This is a genomic window from Natronohydrobacter thiooxidans (genome assembly GCF_001884735.1).
Classification (GTDB): Bacteria; Pseudomonadota; Alphaproteobacteria; order Rhodobacterales; family Rhodobacteraceae; genus Roseinatronobacter; species Roseinatronobacter thiooxidans_A.
Map to the genome: position 1 here is coordinate 150,661 of NZ_MJAP01000013.1, position 14,543 is coordinate 165,203.

Annotated in this window: 16 protein-coding genes; 11 read left to right on the plus strand and 5 right to left on the minus strand. The window is 63.8% G+C overall.

Annotation, left to right across the window (positions count from 1 at the left end; genetic code table 11):
- Nucleotides 1–39 precede the first annotated feature (39 nt).
- Nucleotides 40–1,605, minus strand: coding sequence for a 2-isopropylmalate synthase (locus BG457_RS09995; protein WP_071797001.1), 1,566 nt, complete (start codon nucleotides 1,603–1,605; stop codon nucleotides 40–42).
- A 286-nt stretch (nucleotides 1,606–1,891) separates the two neighbouring features.
- Here BG457_RS09995 and lepB point away from each other — a divergent pair, with 286 nt between their 5' ends.
- From lepB to BG457_RS10050, 11 genes are all read left to right on the plus strand, one after another.
- Complete coding sequence (gene lepB, locus BG457_RS10000; protein WP_071797002.1) at nucleotides 1,892–2,680, plus strand: signal peptidase I; 789 nt, start codon at nucleotides 1,892–1,894, stop codon at nucleotides 2,678–2,680.
- Entirely contained in the window at nucleotides 2,677–3,363 is a 687-nt protein-coding gene (gene rnc, locus BG457_RS10005; protein WP_071797093.1) for a ribonuclease III, read from the plus strand. The genes lepB and rnc overlap by 4 nt, the downstream gene beginning before the upstream one ends.
- Nucleotides 3,360–4,247: a DMT family transporter gene (locus BG457_RS10010; RefSeq protein ID WP_071797003.1), complete on the plus strand. Its 888-nt coding sequence runs from the start codon at nucleotides 3,360–3,362 to the stop codon at nucleotides 4,245–4,247. The genes rnc and BG457_RS10010 overlap by 4 nt, the downstream gene beginning before the upstream one ends.
- A gap of 22 nt (nucleotides 4,248–4,269) precedes the next feature.
- A complete protein-coding gene (era, locus tag BG457_RS10015; RefSeq protein WP_071797004.1) occupies nucleotides 4,270–5,181 on the plus strand; it encodes a GTPase Era in 912 nt (303 codons plus the stop codon).
- The gene (locus tag BG457_RS10020) at nucleotides 5,178–5,504 is read left to right on the plus strand and encodes a DUF1491 family protein (protein ID WP_071797005.1); all 327 of its coding nucleotides are present in this window, start codon (nucleotides 5,178–5,180) and stop codon (nucleotides 5,502–5,504) included. The genes era and BG457_RS10020 overlap by 4 nt, the downstream gene beginning before the upstream one ends.
- A 99-nt stretch (nucleotides 5,505–5,603) precedes the next feature.
- Nucleotides 5,604–7,769, plus strand: a complete 2,166-nt coding sequence (locus BG457_RS10025; RefSeq protein ID WP_071797006.1) for an ATP-binding protein — start codon at nucleotides 5,604–5,606, stop codon at nucleotides 7,767–7,769.
- Nucleotides 7,770–8,013: 244 nt separating this feature from the next.
- Nucleotides 8,014–8,577 (plus strand): 50S ribosomal protein L21, encoded by a 564-nt coding sequence (gene rplU, locus BG457_RS10030; RefSeq protein ID WP_084657579.1) that lies wholly within the window; start codon nucleotides 8,014–8,016, stop codon nucleotides 8,575–8,577.
- Nucleotides 8,578–8,583: 6 nt separating this feature from the next.
- On the plus strand, nucleotides 8,584–8,853 hold the full coding sequence (rpmA, locus tag BG457_RS10035) for a 50S ribosomal protein L27 (RefSeq protein WP_071797007.1): 270 nt from the start codon (nucleotides 8,584–8,586) through the stop codon (nucleotides 8,851–8,853).
- Nucleotides 8,854–9,001: 148 nt separating this feature from the next.
- Nucleotides 9,002–9,544: a GNAT family N-acetyltransferase gene (locus tag BG457_RS10040; protein ID WP_071797094.1), complete on the plus strand. Its 543-nt coding sequence runs from the start codon at nucleotides 9,002–9,004 to the stop codon at nucleotides 9,542–9,544.
- A gap of 7 nt (nucleotides 9,545–9,551) precedes the next feature.
- Nucleotides 9,552–10,106, plus strand: coding sequence for a GNAT family N-acetyltransferase (locus BG457_RS10045; protein ID WP_071797008.1), 555 nt, complete (start codon nucleotides 9,552–9,554; stop codon nucleotides 10,104–10,106).
- 77 nt (nucleotides 10,107–10,183) lie between these two features.
- Nucleotides 10,184–10,957 carry a gamma-glutamyl-gamma-aminobutyrate hydrolase family protein gene (locus BG457_RS10050; protein WP_071797009.1) on the plus strand — a complete coding sequence of 258 codons (774 nt, stop codon included), beginning with the start codon at nucleotides 10,184–10,186 and terminating at the stop codon, nucleotides 10,955–10,957.
- A 66-nt stretch (nucleotides 10,958–11,023) separates the two neighbouring features.
- Here BG457_RS10050 and BG457_RS10055 read toward each other — a convergent pair whose 3' ends face one another.
- The 4 genes from BG457_RS10055 to BG457_RS10070 form a co-directional block, all read right to left on the minus strand.
- On the minus strand, nucleotides 11,024–11,668 hold the full coding sequence (locus BG457_RS10055) for a L,D-transpeptidase (RefSeq protein WP_071797010.1): 645 nt from the start codon (nucleotides 11,666–11,668) through the stop codon (nucleotides 11,024–11,026).
- 64 nt (nucleotides 11,669–11,732) lie between these two features.
- A complete protein-coding gene (locus BG457_RS10060; RefSeq protein WP_217649513.1) occupies nucleotides 11,733–12,455 on the minus strand; it encodes a L,D-transpeptidase in 723 nt (240 codons plus the stop codon).
- A gap of 126 nt (nucleotides 12,456–12,581) precedes the next feature.
- Nucleotides 12,582–13,223 (minus strand): bifunctional 4-hydroxy-2-oxoglutarate aldolase/2-dehydro-3-deoxy-phosphogluconate aldolase, encoded by a 642-nt coding sequence (gene eda, locus BG457_RS10065; RefSeq protein WP_071797011.1) that lies wholly within the window; start codon nucleotides 13,221–13,223, stop codon nucleotides 12,582–12,584.
- Nucleotides 13,224–13,299: 76 nt separating this feature from the next.
- Nucleotides 13,300–14,406, minus strand: a complete 1,107-nt coding sequence (locus tag BG457_RS10070; protein WP_245770975.1) for a peptidoglycan DD-metalloendopeptidase family protein — start codon at nucleotides 14,404–14,406, stop codon at nucleotides 13,300–13,302.
- Nucleotides 14,407–14,543: the final 137 nt, after the last annotated feature.

Below are 14,543 nucleotides of genomic sequence, written 5' to 3' on the forward strand. Positions count from 1 at the left end.
AACCGCGCCACGGGGATCGCCTGTGGCGCAGAACCTGTCTCAGCTTGCCGAACTCATCAGCGCCGACAGGTTGCCGCGATGGCGGTGCAGCACCAGCCGGTTCAGCGCATTGACATAGGCCTTGGCCGAGGCCACCACCGTATCGGTGTCCGAAGACTGGCCGGAATAGACGATATCATCCAGTTTCAGCCGCACGCTGACCGTGGCCTGCGCATCGGTGCCTTCGGTCACGGCATGGACCTGATAGAGTTCCAGCCGCGCGTCATGCGGGAACAGCATCCTGACCGCGTTGAAGGTCGCATCGACCGGCCCGTCCCCAGTGGCATCAATGAACTTCTCTTCGCCGCCCACCAGCATCGTCAGTTCCGCCTCCTGCGGCCCTTCGGTGCCGCAGATCACGCGCAGCTTGCGGATTTGCAGGTAGGATTCCTCATCCGCCGTGCTGGCCTCGGCCATCAGCGCGATCAGATCGTCGTCATAGACTTCCTTCTTGCGGTCGGCCAGCGCCTTGAACCGCACGAAGACATCCTTCAACTGGTTGTCGCCCAGTTCAAACCCCAGTTCCGAGAGTTTCGCGCGCAGCGCCGCCCGGCCTGAATGCTTGCCCATCACCAGATTGGTTGCGGCCAGCCCGATATCCTCGGGGCGCATGATCTCGAAGGTTTCCTTGTTCTTCAGCATCCCGTCCTGATGGATGCCCGATTCATGCGCAAAAGCATTCTTGCCCACGACCGCCTTGTTGAACTGCACCGGAAAGCCCGAGACCGCCGCGACCATGCGCGAGATGCCCATGATCTTGGTGGTGTCGATGCCCGTCCGATAGGGCAGGATGTCATTGCGCACCCGCAGGGCCATGACGACCTCTTCCAGCGCGGTATTGCCCGCGCGCTCGCCCAACCCGTTGATCGTGCATTCGATCTGGCGCGCACCGGCCTCGACCGCCGCCAGCGCATTGGCCGTGGCCATGCCCAGATCATTATGGCAATGCGTGGCGAAGATGATCTCATCCGCGCCGGGCACACGTTCCAGCAGCATCGCGATCAGATCGGCGCTTTCGCGCGGATAGGTATAGCCCACCGTGTCGGGTATATTGATCGTCGTGGCCCCGGCCTTGATCGCGGTCTCGACCACACGGCACAGATAGTCATGCTCGGTGCGGGTCGCATCCATCGGCGACCATTGCACATTGTCGCACAGATTGCGCGCATGGGTCACGGTGTCATGGATACGCGCGACCATCCCGTCCTGATCCAGCGCCGTGATCTCCCGGTGCAGCGGCGATGTGCCGATGAAGGTGTGAATGCGCGCACGGGGCGCATGTTTCACCGCTTCCCAGCAGCGGTCGATATCGGCGAAATTGGCCCGCGCCAGCCCGCAGATGACCGAATTGCGCGCATTCTTTGCAATCTCGCTGACCGCCTGAAAATCCCCTTCCGAGGCAATGGGAAACCCGGCCTCGATGATATCGACGCCCATGTCATCGAGCAGGCCCGCGATCTCCAGCTTCTCGGCATGGCTCATGGTCGCGCCGGGGCTTTGTTCGCCATCGCGCAAAGTGGTGTCGAAAATCAGGACTCGGTCCTGTTTGGCGGATGCGTCTGTCATGGGATGTTCCTGTCTATCCTGTCTGTCTTGTCCGTTACGCGGGCGCTGGTCACCTCTGAGCGGCGCGCCTGCAACAGGACACGCTCAGAGGCTGCTAAGAAGAAGCAGGCCGGGCAGCGGACGAAGGGCAACAGTCAGTCTCATGGGCGCCGTTATAGGCGGCGCTTGCGCTGTTGAAAACCCCAAATCTCGGGCGGTAGGTTCCCGCGCGGGGCGCTCATGCTTGACTCCGCGCGCGCCCCCCCTCATGTAGCGCGCGACAGGTTTCGGGCAGGGAAAAGCACAGATGAGCGCGATTGACAGCAAGAAAGACGGGCTTTGGGACAATATCAAGACGATTGTCTATGCGCTTCTCATTGCGGGGCTGTTCCGGACATTGTTCTTTCAGCCCTTCTGGATTCCCTCAGGCTCGATGAAGGAGACCCTGCTGATCGGGGATTTCCTCTTCGTCAACAAGATGGCTTACGGCTATTCGCGCTATTCCTGCCCCTTCGCGATCTGCCCGATTGACGGGCGGCTCTTTGCCTCTGACCCCGAGCGCGGCGATATCGTCGTCTTCCGCCATCCCGGCACGGGCGCAGATTATATCAAGCGCCTGATCGGCCTGCCCGGCGACCGGGTGCAGATGCGCGAGGGCGTGCTCTATCTCAATGATGAAGAGGTGCCGCAGGAACCGGCCGGTGATTTCGTCGAGGTGTTCGAGCGTCAGGGCAGCGCCCGCCAGTTCCCGCGCTGCGAGAATGCGCCCGTGGGCGAGGGCGGCGATTGCCGCAAATCACGCGCCATCGAGACCCTGCCCAATGGTGTAAGCTATCCGGTCCTGAATATCGTGGACAATGGCGCGGGCGACAACACGCCCGTATTCACCGTGCCCGAGGGGCATTTCTTCTTCATGGGCGACAATCGCGACAATTCGCTCGACTCGCGTATGCCGCGTCAGGTCGGCGGTGTCGGCATGGTGCCCTTCGACCATCTGATCGGACGTGCGCGCCATGTGGTCTTCTCGGCGCAAGGGCGTTCGCTCTTCTTCTTCTGGACATGGCGCGGGGATCGATTCTTCCAGAGGCTGCCGTGAAACTCTCTGCCGATCTCATAGCCTTTGCCGCGCGGCTGGGGCATGATTTCAAGCGCCCGGAGCTTCTGCACCAGGCGCTGACGCATCCCTCCATGTCCTCGCCCTCGCGCCCCGACAACCAGCGGCTGGAATTTCTGGGCGACCGCGTGCTCGGGCTGGTGATGGCCGAGGCGCTGCTGCAGGCCGACAAATCCGCCTCTGAGGGCCAGCTTGCCCCGCGCTTCAATGCGCTTGTGCGCAAGGAAGCCTGCGCCGATGTGGCGCGCGCGCTGGACCTTGGGGCGGCGCTGAAACTCGGGCGTTCCGAGATGCTCTCGGGCGGGCGGCGCAAGGAAGCGATCCTGGGCGATGCGATGGAAGCGGTGATCGCGGCGGTCTATCTCGATGCCGGGTTTGACGCCGCCCGCGCCCTGATCCTGCGCCATTGGGGCAACCGCGTCACGCGGGTCGATGCCGATGCGCGCGATGCCAAGACCATGTTGCAGGAATGGGCGCAGGGGCGCGGGCTCGCGCTGCCGCTTTATGTCGAGATCGCCCGCACCGGCCCCGATCATGCGCCAAGCTTCACCATCGAGGTTCAGATCGCCACGGGCGAGAGCGCGACCGCCACAGCAGGCAGCAAGCGCGTGGCAGAGCAGGAAGCTGCCCGCGCGCTGCTCGCGCGTCTGGACAAGGCCGGATGAGCGACAACCTGCGCGGCGCGCTGTGGATGGTGCTGGCGATGCTGGGCTTTGCCGTCGAGGATGCGCTGTTCAAGACCGCGACCGGGGCAGGCTGGCTGACGCCGGGCATGGGAACGCTGCTGTTCGGGCTGATTGCGCTCGGCATTTCCGGCATAGCGGCAAAGCTGCAGGGCTGCCCGCTCTGGCACCCGGCCTATCTGCAACCCCGCCTGCTCGCGCGCACCGCGGCAGAGGTGATGGGGCGGCTCTTCTTCGCGCTCAGCCTGTTCTATAACAGCCTGACCGTGACCACGACCATCCTGCAGGCAACCCCGATCATCGTGACCCTTGGTGCCGTGTTCCTGCTCGGCGAACGCGCAGGGCCGCGCCGCTGGATCGCGATGGGGCTGGGGCTGGCGGGCGTCGTGCTGGTGTTGCGCCCGGTGCCCGCGCAATTCGAACCCACAGCGATCTTTGCCGTTCTGGGCATGCTCGGCTTTGCGTTGCGCGATCTGGCCACCCGCACCAGCCCGCCAGAGGTGCGCCCCGCGCAGCTTTCGCTGCTGGGCTTTGGGGTCGTCACCATTGCAGGTATTGTCCTGCTGATCGCGGAACCGGGGGCGCCGCGCCTTCCCGCACCGCCGGGGCTGGGATTCATGGCGCTGACCGCTATCGCGGGCGTGATCGCCTACACGGCGCTTACGCGCGCCATGCGCACGGGCGAAGTGTCTGCCGTTGCCCCCTTTCGCTACAGTCGTCTGGTCGCCGCGCTGGCCATTGCCATCCTTGTTTTCGGCGAGCGCCCGGATGCGGTGACATGGGCAGGTGCGGCGTTGATCGTGGGCGCAGGGCTCTATACGCTCTGGCGGGAGCGGTCGAAACCGGCTAAGTCCCAAGGCAAGTGAAGCACAAAGGCAGACGTAAGAGATGACAACACGCGCGGGCTTCGTGGCCCTGATCGGTGAACCCAATGCCGGAAAGTCCACCCTGACCAACCGCATGGTGGGGGCGAAAGTCTCGATCGTCACCCATAAGGTGCAGACGACCCGCGCCCGCATTCGTGGCGTGGCACTGGAAGGCGCGGCGCAGATCGTCTTCGTGGACACGCCGGGCCTTTTCCGCCCGCGCCGCAGGCTGGATCGCGCGATGGTTGCCGCTGCCTGGGGCGGGGCTGCGGATGCCGATATCGTCGTGCTGCTGGTGGAAGCGCATCGCGGCCTGACCGAGGGCACGCAGGCCATACTCGACGCGCTGAAAGACCGGATCTCGCCCAAACAGACCGTGGCGCTCGCCATCAACAAGATCGACCGCGTGAAGGCCGAGGCGCTGCTCGCGCTTTCCGCGAAACTCAATGACGCCTATCCCTTTGCCCAGACCTTCATGATCTCTGCCGAAAAGGGCCACGGCGTGGACGCCCTGCGCCGCTGGCTGGCCGAAACCCTGCCCGAAAGCCCCTGGCTCTACCCAGAGGACCAGATCGCCGATCTGCCCATGCGCATGATCGCGGCCGAGATGACGCGCGAAAAGCTGACCCTGCGGCTGCATGAGGAACTGCCCTATCAGCTGACGGTCGAGACCGAGCAATGGCAGGAGCGCAAGGATGGCTCCGTGCGGATCGACCAGATGATCTATGTCATGCGCGACGGCCATAAAGGGATCGTGCTGGGCAACAGGGGCGAGACGATCAAGGCGATTTCTCAGGCTGCCCGCGCCGAGATCGCCGAATTTCTCGGCCGCCCGGTCCATCTGTTCCTGCAGGTCAAGGTCCGCGAGAACTGGATGGAAGAGTCCGAGCGCTATTCGGAGATGGGGCTGGAGTTCCGCGACGGGAATACATGAGCGCGCGGCTGGCCTCCGGCATCTGGGTCGCGGCCTACCTGCGGCGCCTCCAGATCGACAATATCCCCGCCTATGTCCTCGCGCGCGGGGACGAGACGGCGGGCGCGGTGCTGGTGAAGCTCGCGCTGCTGGACGGCACGGCGCGCGCCTATCTGCGCGAATATGACATGGCGCTGGATGCGCGGGTCTGGCGGGTCTTGATCGAAGGGCCGGAACACGAAGTCGATGCCGCCATCACTCGCCAGCGCCGCTTTGACCCTGACCTCTGGGTGATCGAGATCGAGGATGCCCGAGGGCGCAATCTGCTGGATTCGATGGGATAGCGGCGGCCCGTGCGCGAAGCTTCGTCCGGTAGCAGAATATTAACCCATCGCATATGAATTTTTGCTAACGTCTCCCTGAGGCCCGCGAGAGAACCAGGAATGAAACTGCCAGACGCCTTTGTTCGAGCAGTGCGCAGAGAAACGGAACTGCTGCGCCCCATCGAAATAAGCGACTTGCCGAAACGTGCGATGATGGCGGCGGTTTTCCTGTCGCTGATGGTCTATCTGGGCATGGGCAGGATCGTCGTTGTCACCGCTATTCTGATCGTCTTTGTCGAACTGGCCGCACAAGCCTTGTCGCGCCGGGAAATTGCGGCTCAGGAGGAGGTGCCAATCGGCGTGCTGCTCGGGCATTGGCTGCTGAATATGTTCAGCACTGCAGTTTACATGATTCCGGGTATCAGTCTGGCCGGGCACCCGGATCTGGCGATCGTCGTCATCAGCATTATCTGGACCTGTGGCGTCTTCATCTACGCCGCAAATGCTTATGGCAAGATGCCGCTCTACACATGTTCCTTGCTGATTCCGGCGGTTCTTGGCGCCGGGGTGGTTGTCTGGCTGATCGCCCATAACCCGATCGAGCCCGCAGGGCCTTACGGATGGGTTCTCATCATCATGGCGCTGCTGCTCTATGGCTACAATATCGGGGAAAATCTGTTCAAACAGACCCGCGCAAGCAACGCGTTGAACGCGGCAATGCTTGTGTCGCAGAATCGCTTCCACGAGTTGCAGCGGGTCAAACGACAACTCGTCAGCGCAGTCGAGGCTCTGGAGGACGGTTTTGCGTATTTTGATGCCGATGATCGCCTTGTCATGGCCAATCAGAGGTATCGCGAGATCTATGCAATCAGCGCGCCCTCGATCGTGCCCGGTGCCCGATACGAGGATATCCTGCGCTACGGGCTTGAACGGGGGCAGTATGTCGAAGCCTTTGGCCGCGAAGAGGAATGGCTGCGTGAATGCCTTTCGATGCATCGCGGCGATGGCCCCGACCGGCAGGTTCTTGCGGATGGCACGGTGTTGCGGATCGTCGACCGGCGCACGGCCGAGGGCGGGCGGGTCGGCTTGCGTGTCGATGTCACCGAACTGACCCATGCCCGTGAAGCCGCAGAAGCGGCCAACAGGGCAAAATCGGTGTTTCTGGCCAATATGAGCCATGAAATCCGCACGCCGCTGAATGGTGTCCTGGGCATGGCGGATCTCTTGGCGCAGACAAATCTCGATCAGGATCAGCGGGTGATGATTTCGACCATCCGCGACTCCGGGTGGAGCCTGCTGACATTGCTGAACGATATTCTTGATCTCTCGCGTGTTGAGGCGGGCAAGGTGGAACTGGAATATCAGAGCTTTCAGCTGCCGCCGATGATCGAAGGGCTCGTTTCGCTGCATGGGGCAAATGCCAGGGCCAAGGGGGTGGAGCTTGTCCTGTCACAGAGCGGCGATACCTCTGTCACGCGCCTTGGCGATCAGACCCGGCTGATGCAGATTTTGAACAATCTGCTCAGCAACGCCGTCAAATTCACCAGCGCGGGCAAGATCACCCTGGAGGTCGATGCAAGCGAGGCCACATCCCTGAAATTCGTGATCAGCGACACGGGAATCGGCATGTCCGATGACCAGCTGGCGCGGATCTACAACGTGTTCGAGCAGGCCGAGGCCAGCACGACCCGACGTTTTGGCGGCAGCGGTCTGGGCATGACCATCGTGCGCCGCCTGATCGATCTGATGAATGGCAAGATCGGCATAGAGACCGCCCTCGGCAAGGGAACCCGGATATCTCTGGATATCCCGCTCCCGAGTGCCGCGACACCCGCGCCCGAGAGCACGGCAGAGCGCCCCGCCGCCGCAGTACCCGAGGGGCCGACGCAGGCGGATGCTCTGAGCGGCTGCAAGGTGCTGGTCGCCGATGACAATGTGGTCAACCGCAAGGTTCTGGGCACGATATTGACGCGGCTCGGTGCCAGTGCCGAATTCGCGAGCAATGGCGAGGAAGCATGCGATTTGTGGCGGCGCGGCAATTTCGATGTGGCCCTCTTGGATATCTCGATGCCGGTGCTGGATGGGGTCGAGGCCCTGCGGATCATGATCCGCGAGGCGCGGGAAGCGGGAGGTCAGCCGCCCGTCGCCATCGCCGTAACCGCGAATGTCATGACCGATCAGGTCCGCCACTACCTCAACGAGGGCTTTGCGGGTACGATCCCCAAACCCGTGCGGCGCGAAACACTGGTCGAGACCGTGCAACATGCGCTCGCGTCTCGCTCCTGAACGGGCCTGGCTTTCGGGTTGCGTCCTGCCCGGCGAAATCGCAGCGGGTTGATCCATTGCTGCCGACATCGCGCTTGACACTGTAATTGCTTTCCAGCATATCCCAGCTTCCGTTCGGGCATCCGGCCCGCGCGGCAGTCAGCTATTGTCCGGCGATTCCGGACACGCAGTCCGAGAGCACCAAACGCCTGCATCTGATCCGCAGGGGCCACAGGGCGCGGCAGAGTAAAGAAGGAAAGACCCGATGTTTGCGGTCCTCAAAACCGGTGGCAAGCAATACCGCGTGCAGGCAGGCGATCTGCTGCGCGTCGAGCGCATTGCTGCCCATGCTGGTGAAACAGTTCAGTTCAACGAGATCCTGATGCTGGGCGGTGACAGCCCGGTGATCGGTGCGCCGACTGTCGACGGTGCTGGCGTTCAGGCCGAGGTGATCGACCAGATCAAGGCCGACAAGGTGATCCATTATGTCAAGCGCCGCCGCAAGCACAGCTCGCAGCGCACCAAGGGCCACCGCCAGAAACTGACGCTGATCAAGATCACCGATATCCTCGCCTCGGGCGCAGACGCTTCCGGCGTGAAAGCCGCCATCGGCACCGGTTCGGTCAAGGACTGGTCCGCAGAGGCCCCGGCCGCCCCGGCAGAAGCCCCGAAGCCCAAAAAGGCGAAAAAGGCCGACGTTGCCGCAGAGGCTGACGCCCCCGCGAAGAAAGCCAAGAAAGCCAAGGCAGAGCCTGCTGCGGAAACCGCAGAAGCGCCCGCCAAACCGAAACGCGCTGCGAAGAAGCCCGCAGCCAAGACAGAGGAGTAATCCCTCATGGCACACAAGAAAGCAGGCGGTTCATCCCGTAACGGGCGCGACTCAGCCGGTCGTCGCCTGGGCGTGAAACTCTATGGCGGCCAGCACGTCATTCCCGGCAATATCATCGTGCGTCAGCGCGGCACCAAGCATTGGGCCGGCGCAGGCGTGGGCATGGGCCGCGACCATACGCTGTTTGCCCTGACCGAAGGCCGTATCGTATTTACCAAAGGTCTCAAAGGGCGCAGCTTCGTATCCGTCGTGCCGATGGAGACTGCTGCCGAATAAGCCGAACTTTTACATTTCGGATGTAAGCAGGGTCGGCGGCAGCGTCGGCCCTGTTCTTTTTTGTGCGATCCGTTCCTATATCATTGGAACCGGCCGCATGCTCAAGGATTGAGGAGGGCAGGCTGCGGCCTGACAGGAGAGAATGAGCATGAGTTTTGACAAGACGATTCAAGCGGATCAACCAATTCTGACAACTGCACGGCTCGTCCTGCGCCCGCTCGCGCAGAGCGATGCCGCACTTCTGGCGCTGTATACGAGCGATAGGCGCGTGGCCGAAGGCACGCGCTCGATCCCCCATCCCTTGCCGCCGGGTGCCACCGAACAGTTCATCGCCCGCTCGACCGCGCCGGAGCGCGAAGAAGATGTCTGGGTGCTCGATGGCTCGGTGTCGGGGGCGGCGCAGGTGATGGGGCTCTTGTCGTTGAAACCCTTGGAGCGGCAGCAAAGCCAGATCGGCTTCTGGGTGGCCCCGGCTTTCTGGAATGCAGGTTTCGCCTCTGAAGCCGTGCGCGCGGTGATCAAGTCCAATCCACATCACGCGCGCACGCTCTTCGCCGAGGTGTTTCAGGACAATGCGGCCACGGCCCATGTGCTGACCAATGCCGGGTTCGACTATCTGGGCGATGCCGAAGCCTATTCGGTGGCCCGCCGCGCCACGGTGCCGACATGGACCTATATCCGACGGATGTGACGCGCTGATGCGGCTGTCACTGAACCATGACCAATATCCAGAGCTACATTTGCGGCCCCTGCAGCAGGCGGATGCCCCGGCGCTGCACGGGGCCGTCACATTGCCCCGGATCGGACGAATGCTGCATGGCTTCCCCGCTGGCTGGACACTCCAGCAGGCCCGGTCGCTGATTGCGCGCCTTGCCAGTCGCGTCGACTGGCCCTGCTTCGCGCTTGATGCAGGCGACGGGCGGTTTCTTGGCCTTGTCGGCCTGTCCGAACGCGATCCCGAACAGCTGACCTTCTTTCTTGTGCCAGAGGCCGAAGGCCAAGGGCTGATGCGGGTCGCACTGGCCGGTTTTGTCACCCATGTCTTTGCGCAGACGGAACTGCCAGCGATCCGCGCCGAGGTATATCACGACAACGCGGCATCGATGGCCTTGCTGCTTGGCCTTGGTTTTGTCGAGACCGGGCAGCGTGAGGGGAATTGCTCACCCCTGCGCTGCGGGGCAGAGCGCCTGTATCAGCTCTGCCTGCCGCGCGGGCAGGCGCCGCAGCATCCCAGCCCGGACCGGCCCTGCTGAGCGCCATTTCAGCCCCAGCCTCTAGACCTTTGGCAGAAGCGTGATACCATATCCTGACCTAACGGGCAGAGGGGCGCATGCGCAGACCGGTCGTCGGAATCATCGGCAATTCCTATCTGATCAACGATGAATACCCCGCCCATGCCGGTGGTACCATGAATTCCGAGGCCGTGGCCGAGGTCTCGGGCTGCCTGCCGCTGCTTGTGCCCTCGGACCCGCGCCTTGTCTCAGTCGAGGAATTGCTCGAAGTCTGTGACGGCTTCCTGCTGACCGGCGGGCGCCCCAATGTCCATCCCGAGGAATATGGCGAGGCCGAGACCCCGGCGCATGGGGCGTTTGACCGCGCGCGCGATGCGATCACGCTCCCGCTGGTGCGGGCCTGCGTGGCGCGCGGCCAGCCGTTTTTTGGGGTCTGCCGTGGCTTTCAGGAAGTCAATGTGGCGCTGGGGGGCACGCTTCACCCGGAAATCCGCGACCTGCCGGGCCGGATGAATCACCGCATGCCGCCCGATGGCACGCTGGAAGAGAAATTCGCTCTGCGCCACAAGGTGAGCTTCCGCGAGGGCGGCGTGTTTCACCGCCTGATGGGGGCGTCCGAGGTGCTGACCAACACGCTGCACGGGCAGGGGATCAAGACCCCCGGCGCGCGGATCATCATCGACGGGCACGCCCCCGACGGCACACCCGAAGCACTCTATGTCGAGGGCGCGCCCGGTTTCACCCTCTCGGTGCAATGGCACCCGGAATGGCGGGCCGGGCAGGATCCGGTCTCGCGCCCGCTATTCGAGGCTTTTGGCGACGCGGTGCGCGCCTGGGCCAAAACCCGCACACCTTGGGCGCAGAGCGCGTGAGGCGCAACCGATGCGCCCTGCGCAGCGGTGAGGATTGAGTATTTTCAGCAAGAAAATGCAGTGGCCTCAGATCACCACAACCCGCGTGCCGATGGGCACCCGCTGATAGAGGTCGATCACATCCTGCTGCAGCATGCGGAAACAGCCCGATGAGGCAAACCGCCCGATCGAACGCCATTCCGGCGTCCCGTGAATGCGGTAGCCCTGATCGCGCCCGTCGGTCATCAGATAGAGCGCCCGCGCACCCAGCGGATTTTCCGGCCCGCCCGGCTGGCCATCTTTCCAGCGCTCCAGTTTCGGGTCGCGTTCGATCATTTCGGGCGGCGGGGTCCATGTCGGCCAATGCGCCTTGCGATAGACCGTCGATTCGCCGGTCCAGTCAAAGCCTTCGCGCCCGACCGAGATGCCATAGCGCAGCGCATAGCCGTTTTCGAGAATCAGATAGAGCAGGCGATTATTGTTCTCGATGACGATGGTGCCGGGGGCTTCCTCACTCTGATAGGGCACCACTTGCCGATGCAGAAATTCGGGGATCTCCTGCAGATTGATCGCGCGCAGGCGGTGCGCCCCGTCGCGGCGGCTGGCATAGTCGATGGGCTCGAATTCGGGCGGGGGCGGCGGCGCCACAAGCGCAGGCACGCAGGCCCCAAGCGCAAGGGCGCTGGCAGAGAGCGCCAGCAGGCGGCGACGGGTCAACAAGGGTGCGGTCATTTTCGGCTTTCCTGAACTCACGGAGACATGATCGCAAACCCCAAGGCATTTGCAAGAGCTTGTGTCAGATCGTGATCACGCGCGTGCCGACGGGCACCCGGTTGTAAAGATCAATCGCATCGTGATTGACCATGCGGATACAGCCAGACGAGACATATTGCCCGATCAACCAGTATTCCGGCGTACCATGGATACGGTAGCCCTGATCACGCCCGCCCGACATCAGATAAAGCGCCCGCGCGCCCAGCGGATTGCGCGGTCCGCCCGGCATGCCGCCTGCAAAGCGCGTCAGGCTCGGGTCTTCGCGCATCATCCGCGCGGTCGGGGTCCATGTCGGCCACTCTGCGCGGCGATAGATATGCCCGCGTCCGCGCCATGTCAGCCCCTCGCGCCCGACCGCGATCCCGTAGCGCAGCGCATGGCCCTCATCGAGGATGAAGTAAAGATGCCGCGTGCTGTTCTGCACCAGAATCGTGCCTTTGCGATGCGGTGAGGGATATTCCACCACCTGCCGGTGAAACTGCGGCGGGATCAGGCTCATGCCGGTGGCGGGCAGGATGCGGTCGCCATCCTGACGCTCTGCGTAAGAGATTGGCGTGATGTCGAAACGCGCAGCCAGATCGGACAGGGGCTCGGCGCGCGTGGTCGCAATCGGGCGACCGTCTTCGGTGAAGCGCAGGCGATCCGCTCCGGAACCCGTGGTTTGCGAAGCTTCGCAGCCCGCCAGCGCCACTGCGCCCGCCGCGCTGCCGGATGCCAGAAACCCGCGTCTGGAAAATCTCATCATCGTGCAACCTGTTGTGGTTGCCTGTTTTCCTGCCTCGGGTTCAGGCTAGGCGAAGCGATGGAGCATGAACAGCGACAAATTGCGCATGCGGGGCGGTCTGTGACCTTTGCGCCACCGCAGCGCGCGTCAGCGCGGCAACTGGCTGGCCGCGCGCGCCAGATCGGTGATCGCCTGCCAGTCGCCCCGGATCATCGCATCCTTGGGTGCAATCCAGGATCCGCCGACACAGGCCACATTCGGCAGGCTCAGGTAATCGGGGGCGCGCGTCACGCTGATCCCGCCTGTCGGGCAGAATGTGACCTGCGGCAGCGGGCCGCCGATGGATTTCAGCGCGCTCGCCCCGCCGATGGATTCGGCAGGAAAGAACTTCTGCACCGTATAGCCCTGTTCCAGCAGCGCCATCACCTCGGAACAGGTCTGCGCGCCGGGCAGAAGCGGCATGTTGTGGACGCGGGCCGCATCAATCAGCGCGGGCGTCGCACCGGGCGAGACCGCAAAGCGTGCGCCCGCCTGCGCGGCGGCTTCCATCTGCTGGGGGCTCAACACCGTGCCTGCGCCCACGACCGCGCCTTCGACCTGCGCCATGGCCCTGATCGCATCCAGCGCGCAATCGGTGCGCAAGGTGACTTCCAGCACCGGCAATCCACCGGCCACCAGCGCCTGCGCCAGCGGCAGGGCATGGGCGATATCCTCGATCACCAGAACCGGGATGACAGGGGCCATCTGGCACAGGGCGAGGGCGTGCTGGCTTTGCTCGGCTGGGGTCATGGGATCACTCCGCTTGCGGTGTTTGCGCTAACGGATACGCGCAAAGACCCGGTTTGGCAAGCCTGACGCGCATCCCCTATTGCAGATAGCGCATCGGATCGACGCTGTTCATGCCTTGGCGCACCTCGAAATGCAGGAAGCTCGGATCACCTGCGCGAACGCGTCCGATGGTCTGGCCCTGCGTCACCGACGCACCGCGCGCGACCGTCAGACCCTCAAGCTGCGCATAGACCGACAGCAGGCCATTGTCATGCTGGATCACAACGACCGGCACCTTGTTCGTGTCCTCGGTGATCGCGGCAACGCGCCCGGCTGCGGTCGCCTTGACAGCGGTTCCGGCGCTGGCCGCAATCCCGATCCCCTCATTGCGCCCCGGCGCATAGGCGCGGATGATCCGACCCTCCACAGGCATGACAAAGCGCGGGCGTGTGGCCTCGGTCCGGGTCTCGGACAGCGCGGGCGAGGGCGGGCGGGCCTCTTGCGCCGCAGCCTCCTGTTCGCGTGCGGGCGGCTCTGGCGGGGGCAGTGGCGTCGAGGCGCTTGGCGGCAAAGGCGTGGCACTGCCCGAACCGGGGGCCGGAACCGCAGGTTCAGGGGCGGGCTCAGGCGCCGCGCGGGCCGGGGCAGGCTGATCGGGCACCGGGATCATCAGCACCTGGCCTTCGCGTACGCGCATTTCCGGGTCCAGCCCGTTCCAGTCGGCCAATGCACGCGGCGCGACATTGTAGAGCCGCGCAATCTGGAACGCGGTTTCGCCGCGCTGCACCCGGTGCTGGCGCGGCTGCTCCGAGGCTGGCTGAACCGCAGGGCGCTGTGTTTGCGGCGCGGGGCTGCCGCCCTCGGCCCGCGCAATCGCGGCATCAGCCAGCGTCGAGATCTCGATAGCCCCGTTCTGCGCGACGCCCGTTGTGCCGCCCGTCCCATCGACCCGGCGCGGCAGAGCAAGGACTTCGCCACCGCGCAGCGCCGTGCCGGAATCCAGCGCGTTGAACCGCGCAAGCTCACCTTCTGCAATGCCGACACGCTGCGCGACAGCAGAGACCGTATCACCGGGGCGCGCCACAACGACCTGATAATCAGGATAGGTTATGATGCCGCGCGCATCGGGGCGCGGACGGGCGGCAGTGGCCTGTCGCGCGGCTTCAGCGGTGGAGAAGCCATTATCGGAGCGACGCATATCCATGTCGAAGTCGCTACAGGCGCTCAAACCAAGCAAGGCGACGCTGCACAGCAACACTGTTTTCGGAGTTCTCGACATCTGCTCTGCCCTCATGTTTTTCTGCGCGTCACTTCGGCGGTTGATCCGCCCTTCCTTGCCAT

Coding starts and splice junctions, on each gene's coding strand:
- BG457_RS09995 (WP_071797001.1), bottom strand. CDS start 1,605: ATGACAGACGCATCCGCCAAACAGGACCGAGTCCTGATTTTCGACACC.
- lepB (WP_071797002.1), top strand. CDS start 1,892: ATGAGCGCGATTGACAGCAAGAAAGACGGGCTTTGGGACAATATCAAG.
- BG457_RS10010 (WP_071797003.1), top strand. CDS start 3,360: ATGAGCGACAACCTGCGCGGCGCGCTGTGGATGGTGCTGGCGATGCTG.
- era (WP_071797004.1), top strand. CDS start 4,270: ATGACAACACGCGCGGGCTTCGTGGCCCTGATCGGTGAACCCAATGCC.
- BG457_RS10020 (WP_071797005.1), top strand. CDS start 5,178: ATGAGCGCGCGGCTGGCCTCCGGCATCTGGGTCGCGGCCTACCTGCGG.
- BG457_RS10025 (WP_071797006.1), top strand. CDS start 5,604: ATGAAACTGCCAGACGCCTTTGTTCGAGCAGTGCGCAGAGAAACGGAA.
- rplU (WP_084657579.1), top strand. CDS start 8,014: ATGTTTGCGGTCCTCAAAACCGGTGGCAAGCAATACCGCGTGCAGGCA.
- rpmA (WP_071797007.1), top strand. CDS start 8,584: ATGGCACACAAGAAAGCAGGCGGTTCATCCCGTAACGGGCGCGACTCA.
- BG457_RS10040 (WP_071797094.1), top strand. CDS start 9,002: ATGAGTTTTGACAAGACGATTCAAGCGGATCAACCAATTCTGACAACT.
- BG457_RS10045 (WP_071797008.1), top strand. CDS start 9,552: ATGCGGCTGTCACTGAACCATGACCAATATCCAGAGCTACATTTGCGG.
- BG457_RS10050 (WP_071797009.1), top strand. CDS start 10,184: ATGCGCAGACCGGTCGTCGGAATCATCGGCAATTCCTATCTGATCAAC.
- BG457_RS10055 (WP_071797010.1), bottom strand. CDS start 11,668: ATGACCGCACCCTTGTTGACCCGTCGCCGCCTGCTGGCGCTCTCTGCC.
- BG457_RS10060 (WP_217649513.1), bottom strand. CDS start 12,455: ATGATGAGATTTTCCAGACGCGGGTTTCTGGCATCCGGCAGCGCGGCG.
- eda (WP_071797011.1), bottom strand. CDS start 13,223: ATGACCCCAGCCGAGCAAAGCCAGCACGCCCTCGCCCTGTGCCAGATG.
- BG457_RS10070 (WP_245770975.1), bottom strand. CDS start 14,406: ATGGATATGCGTCGCTCCGATAATGGCTTCTCCACCGCTGAAGCCGCG.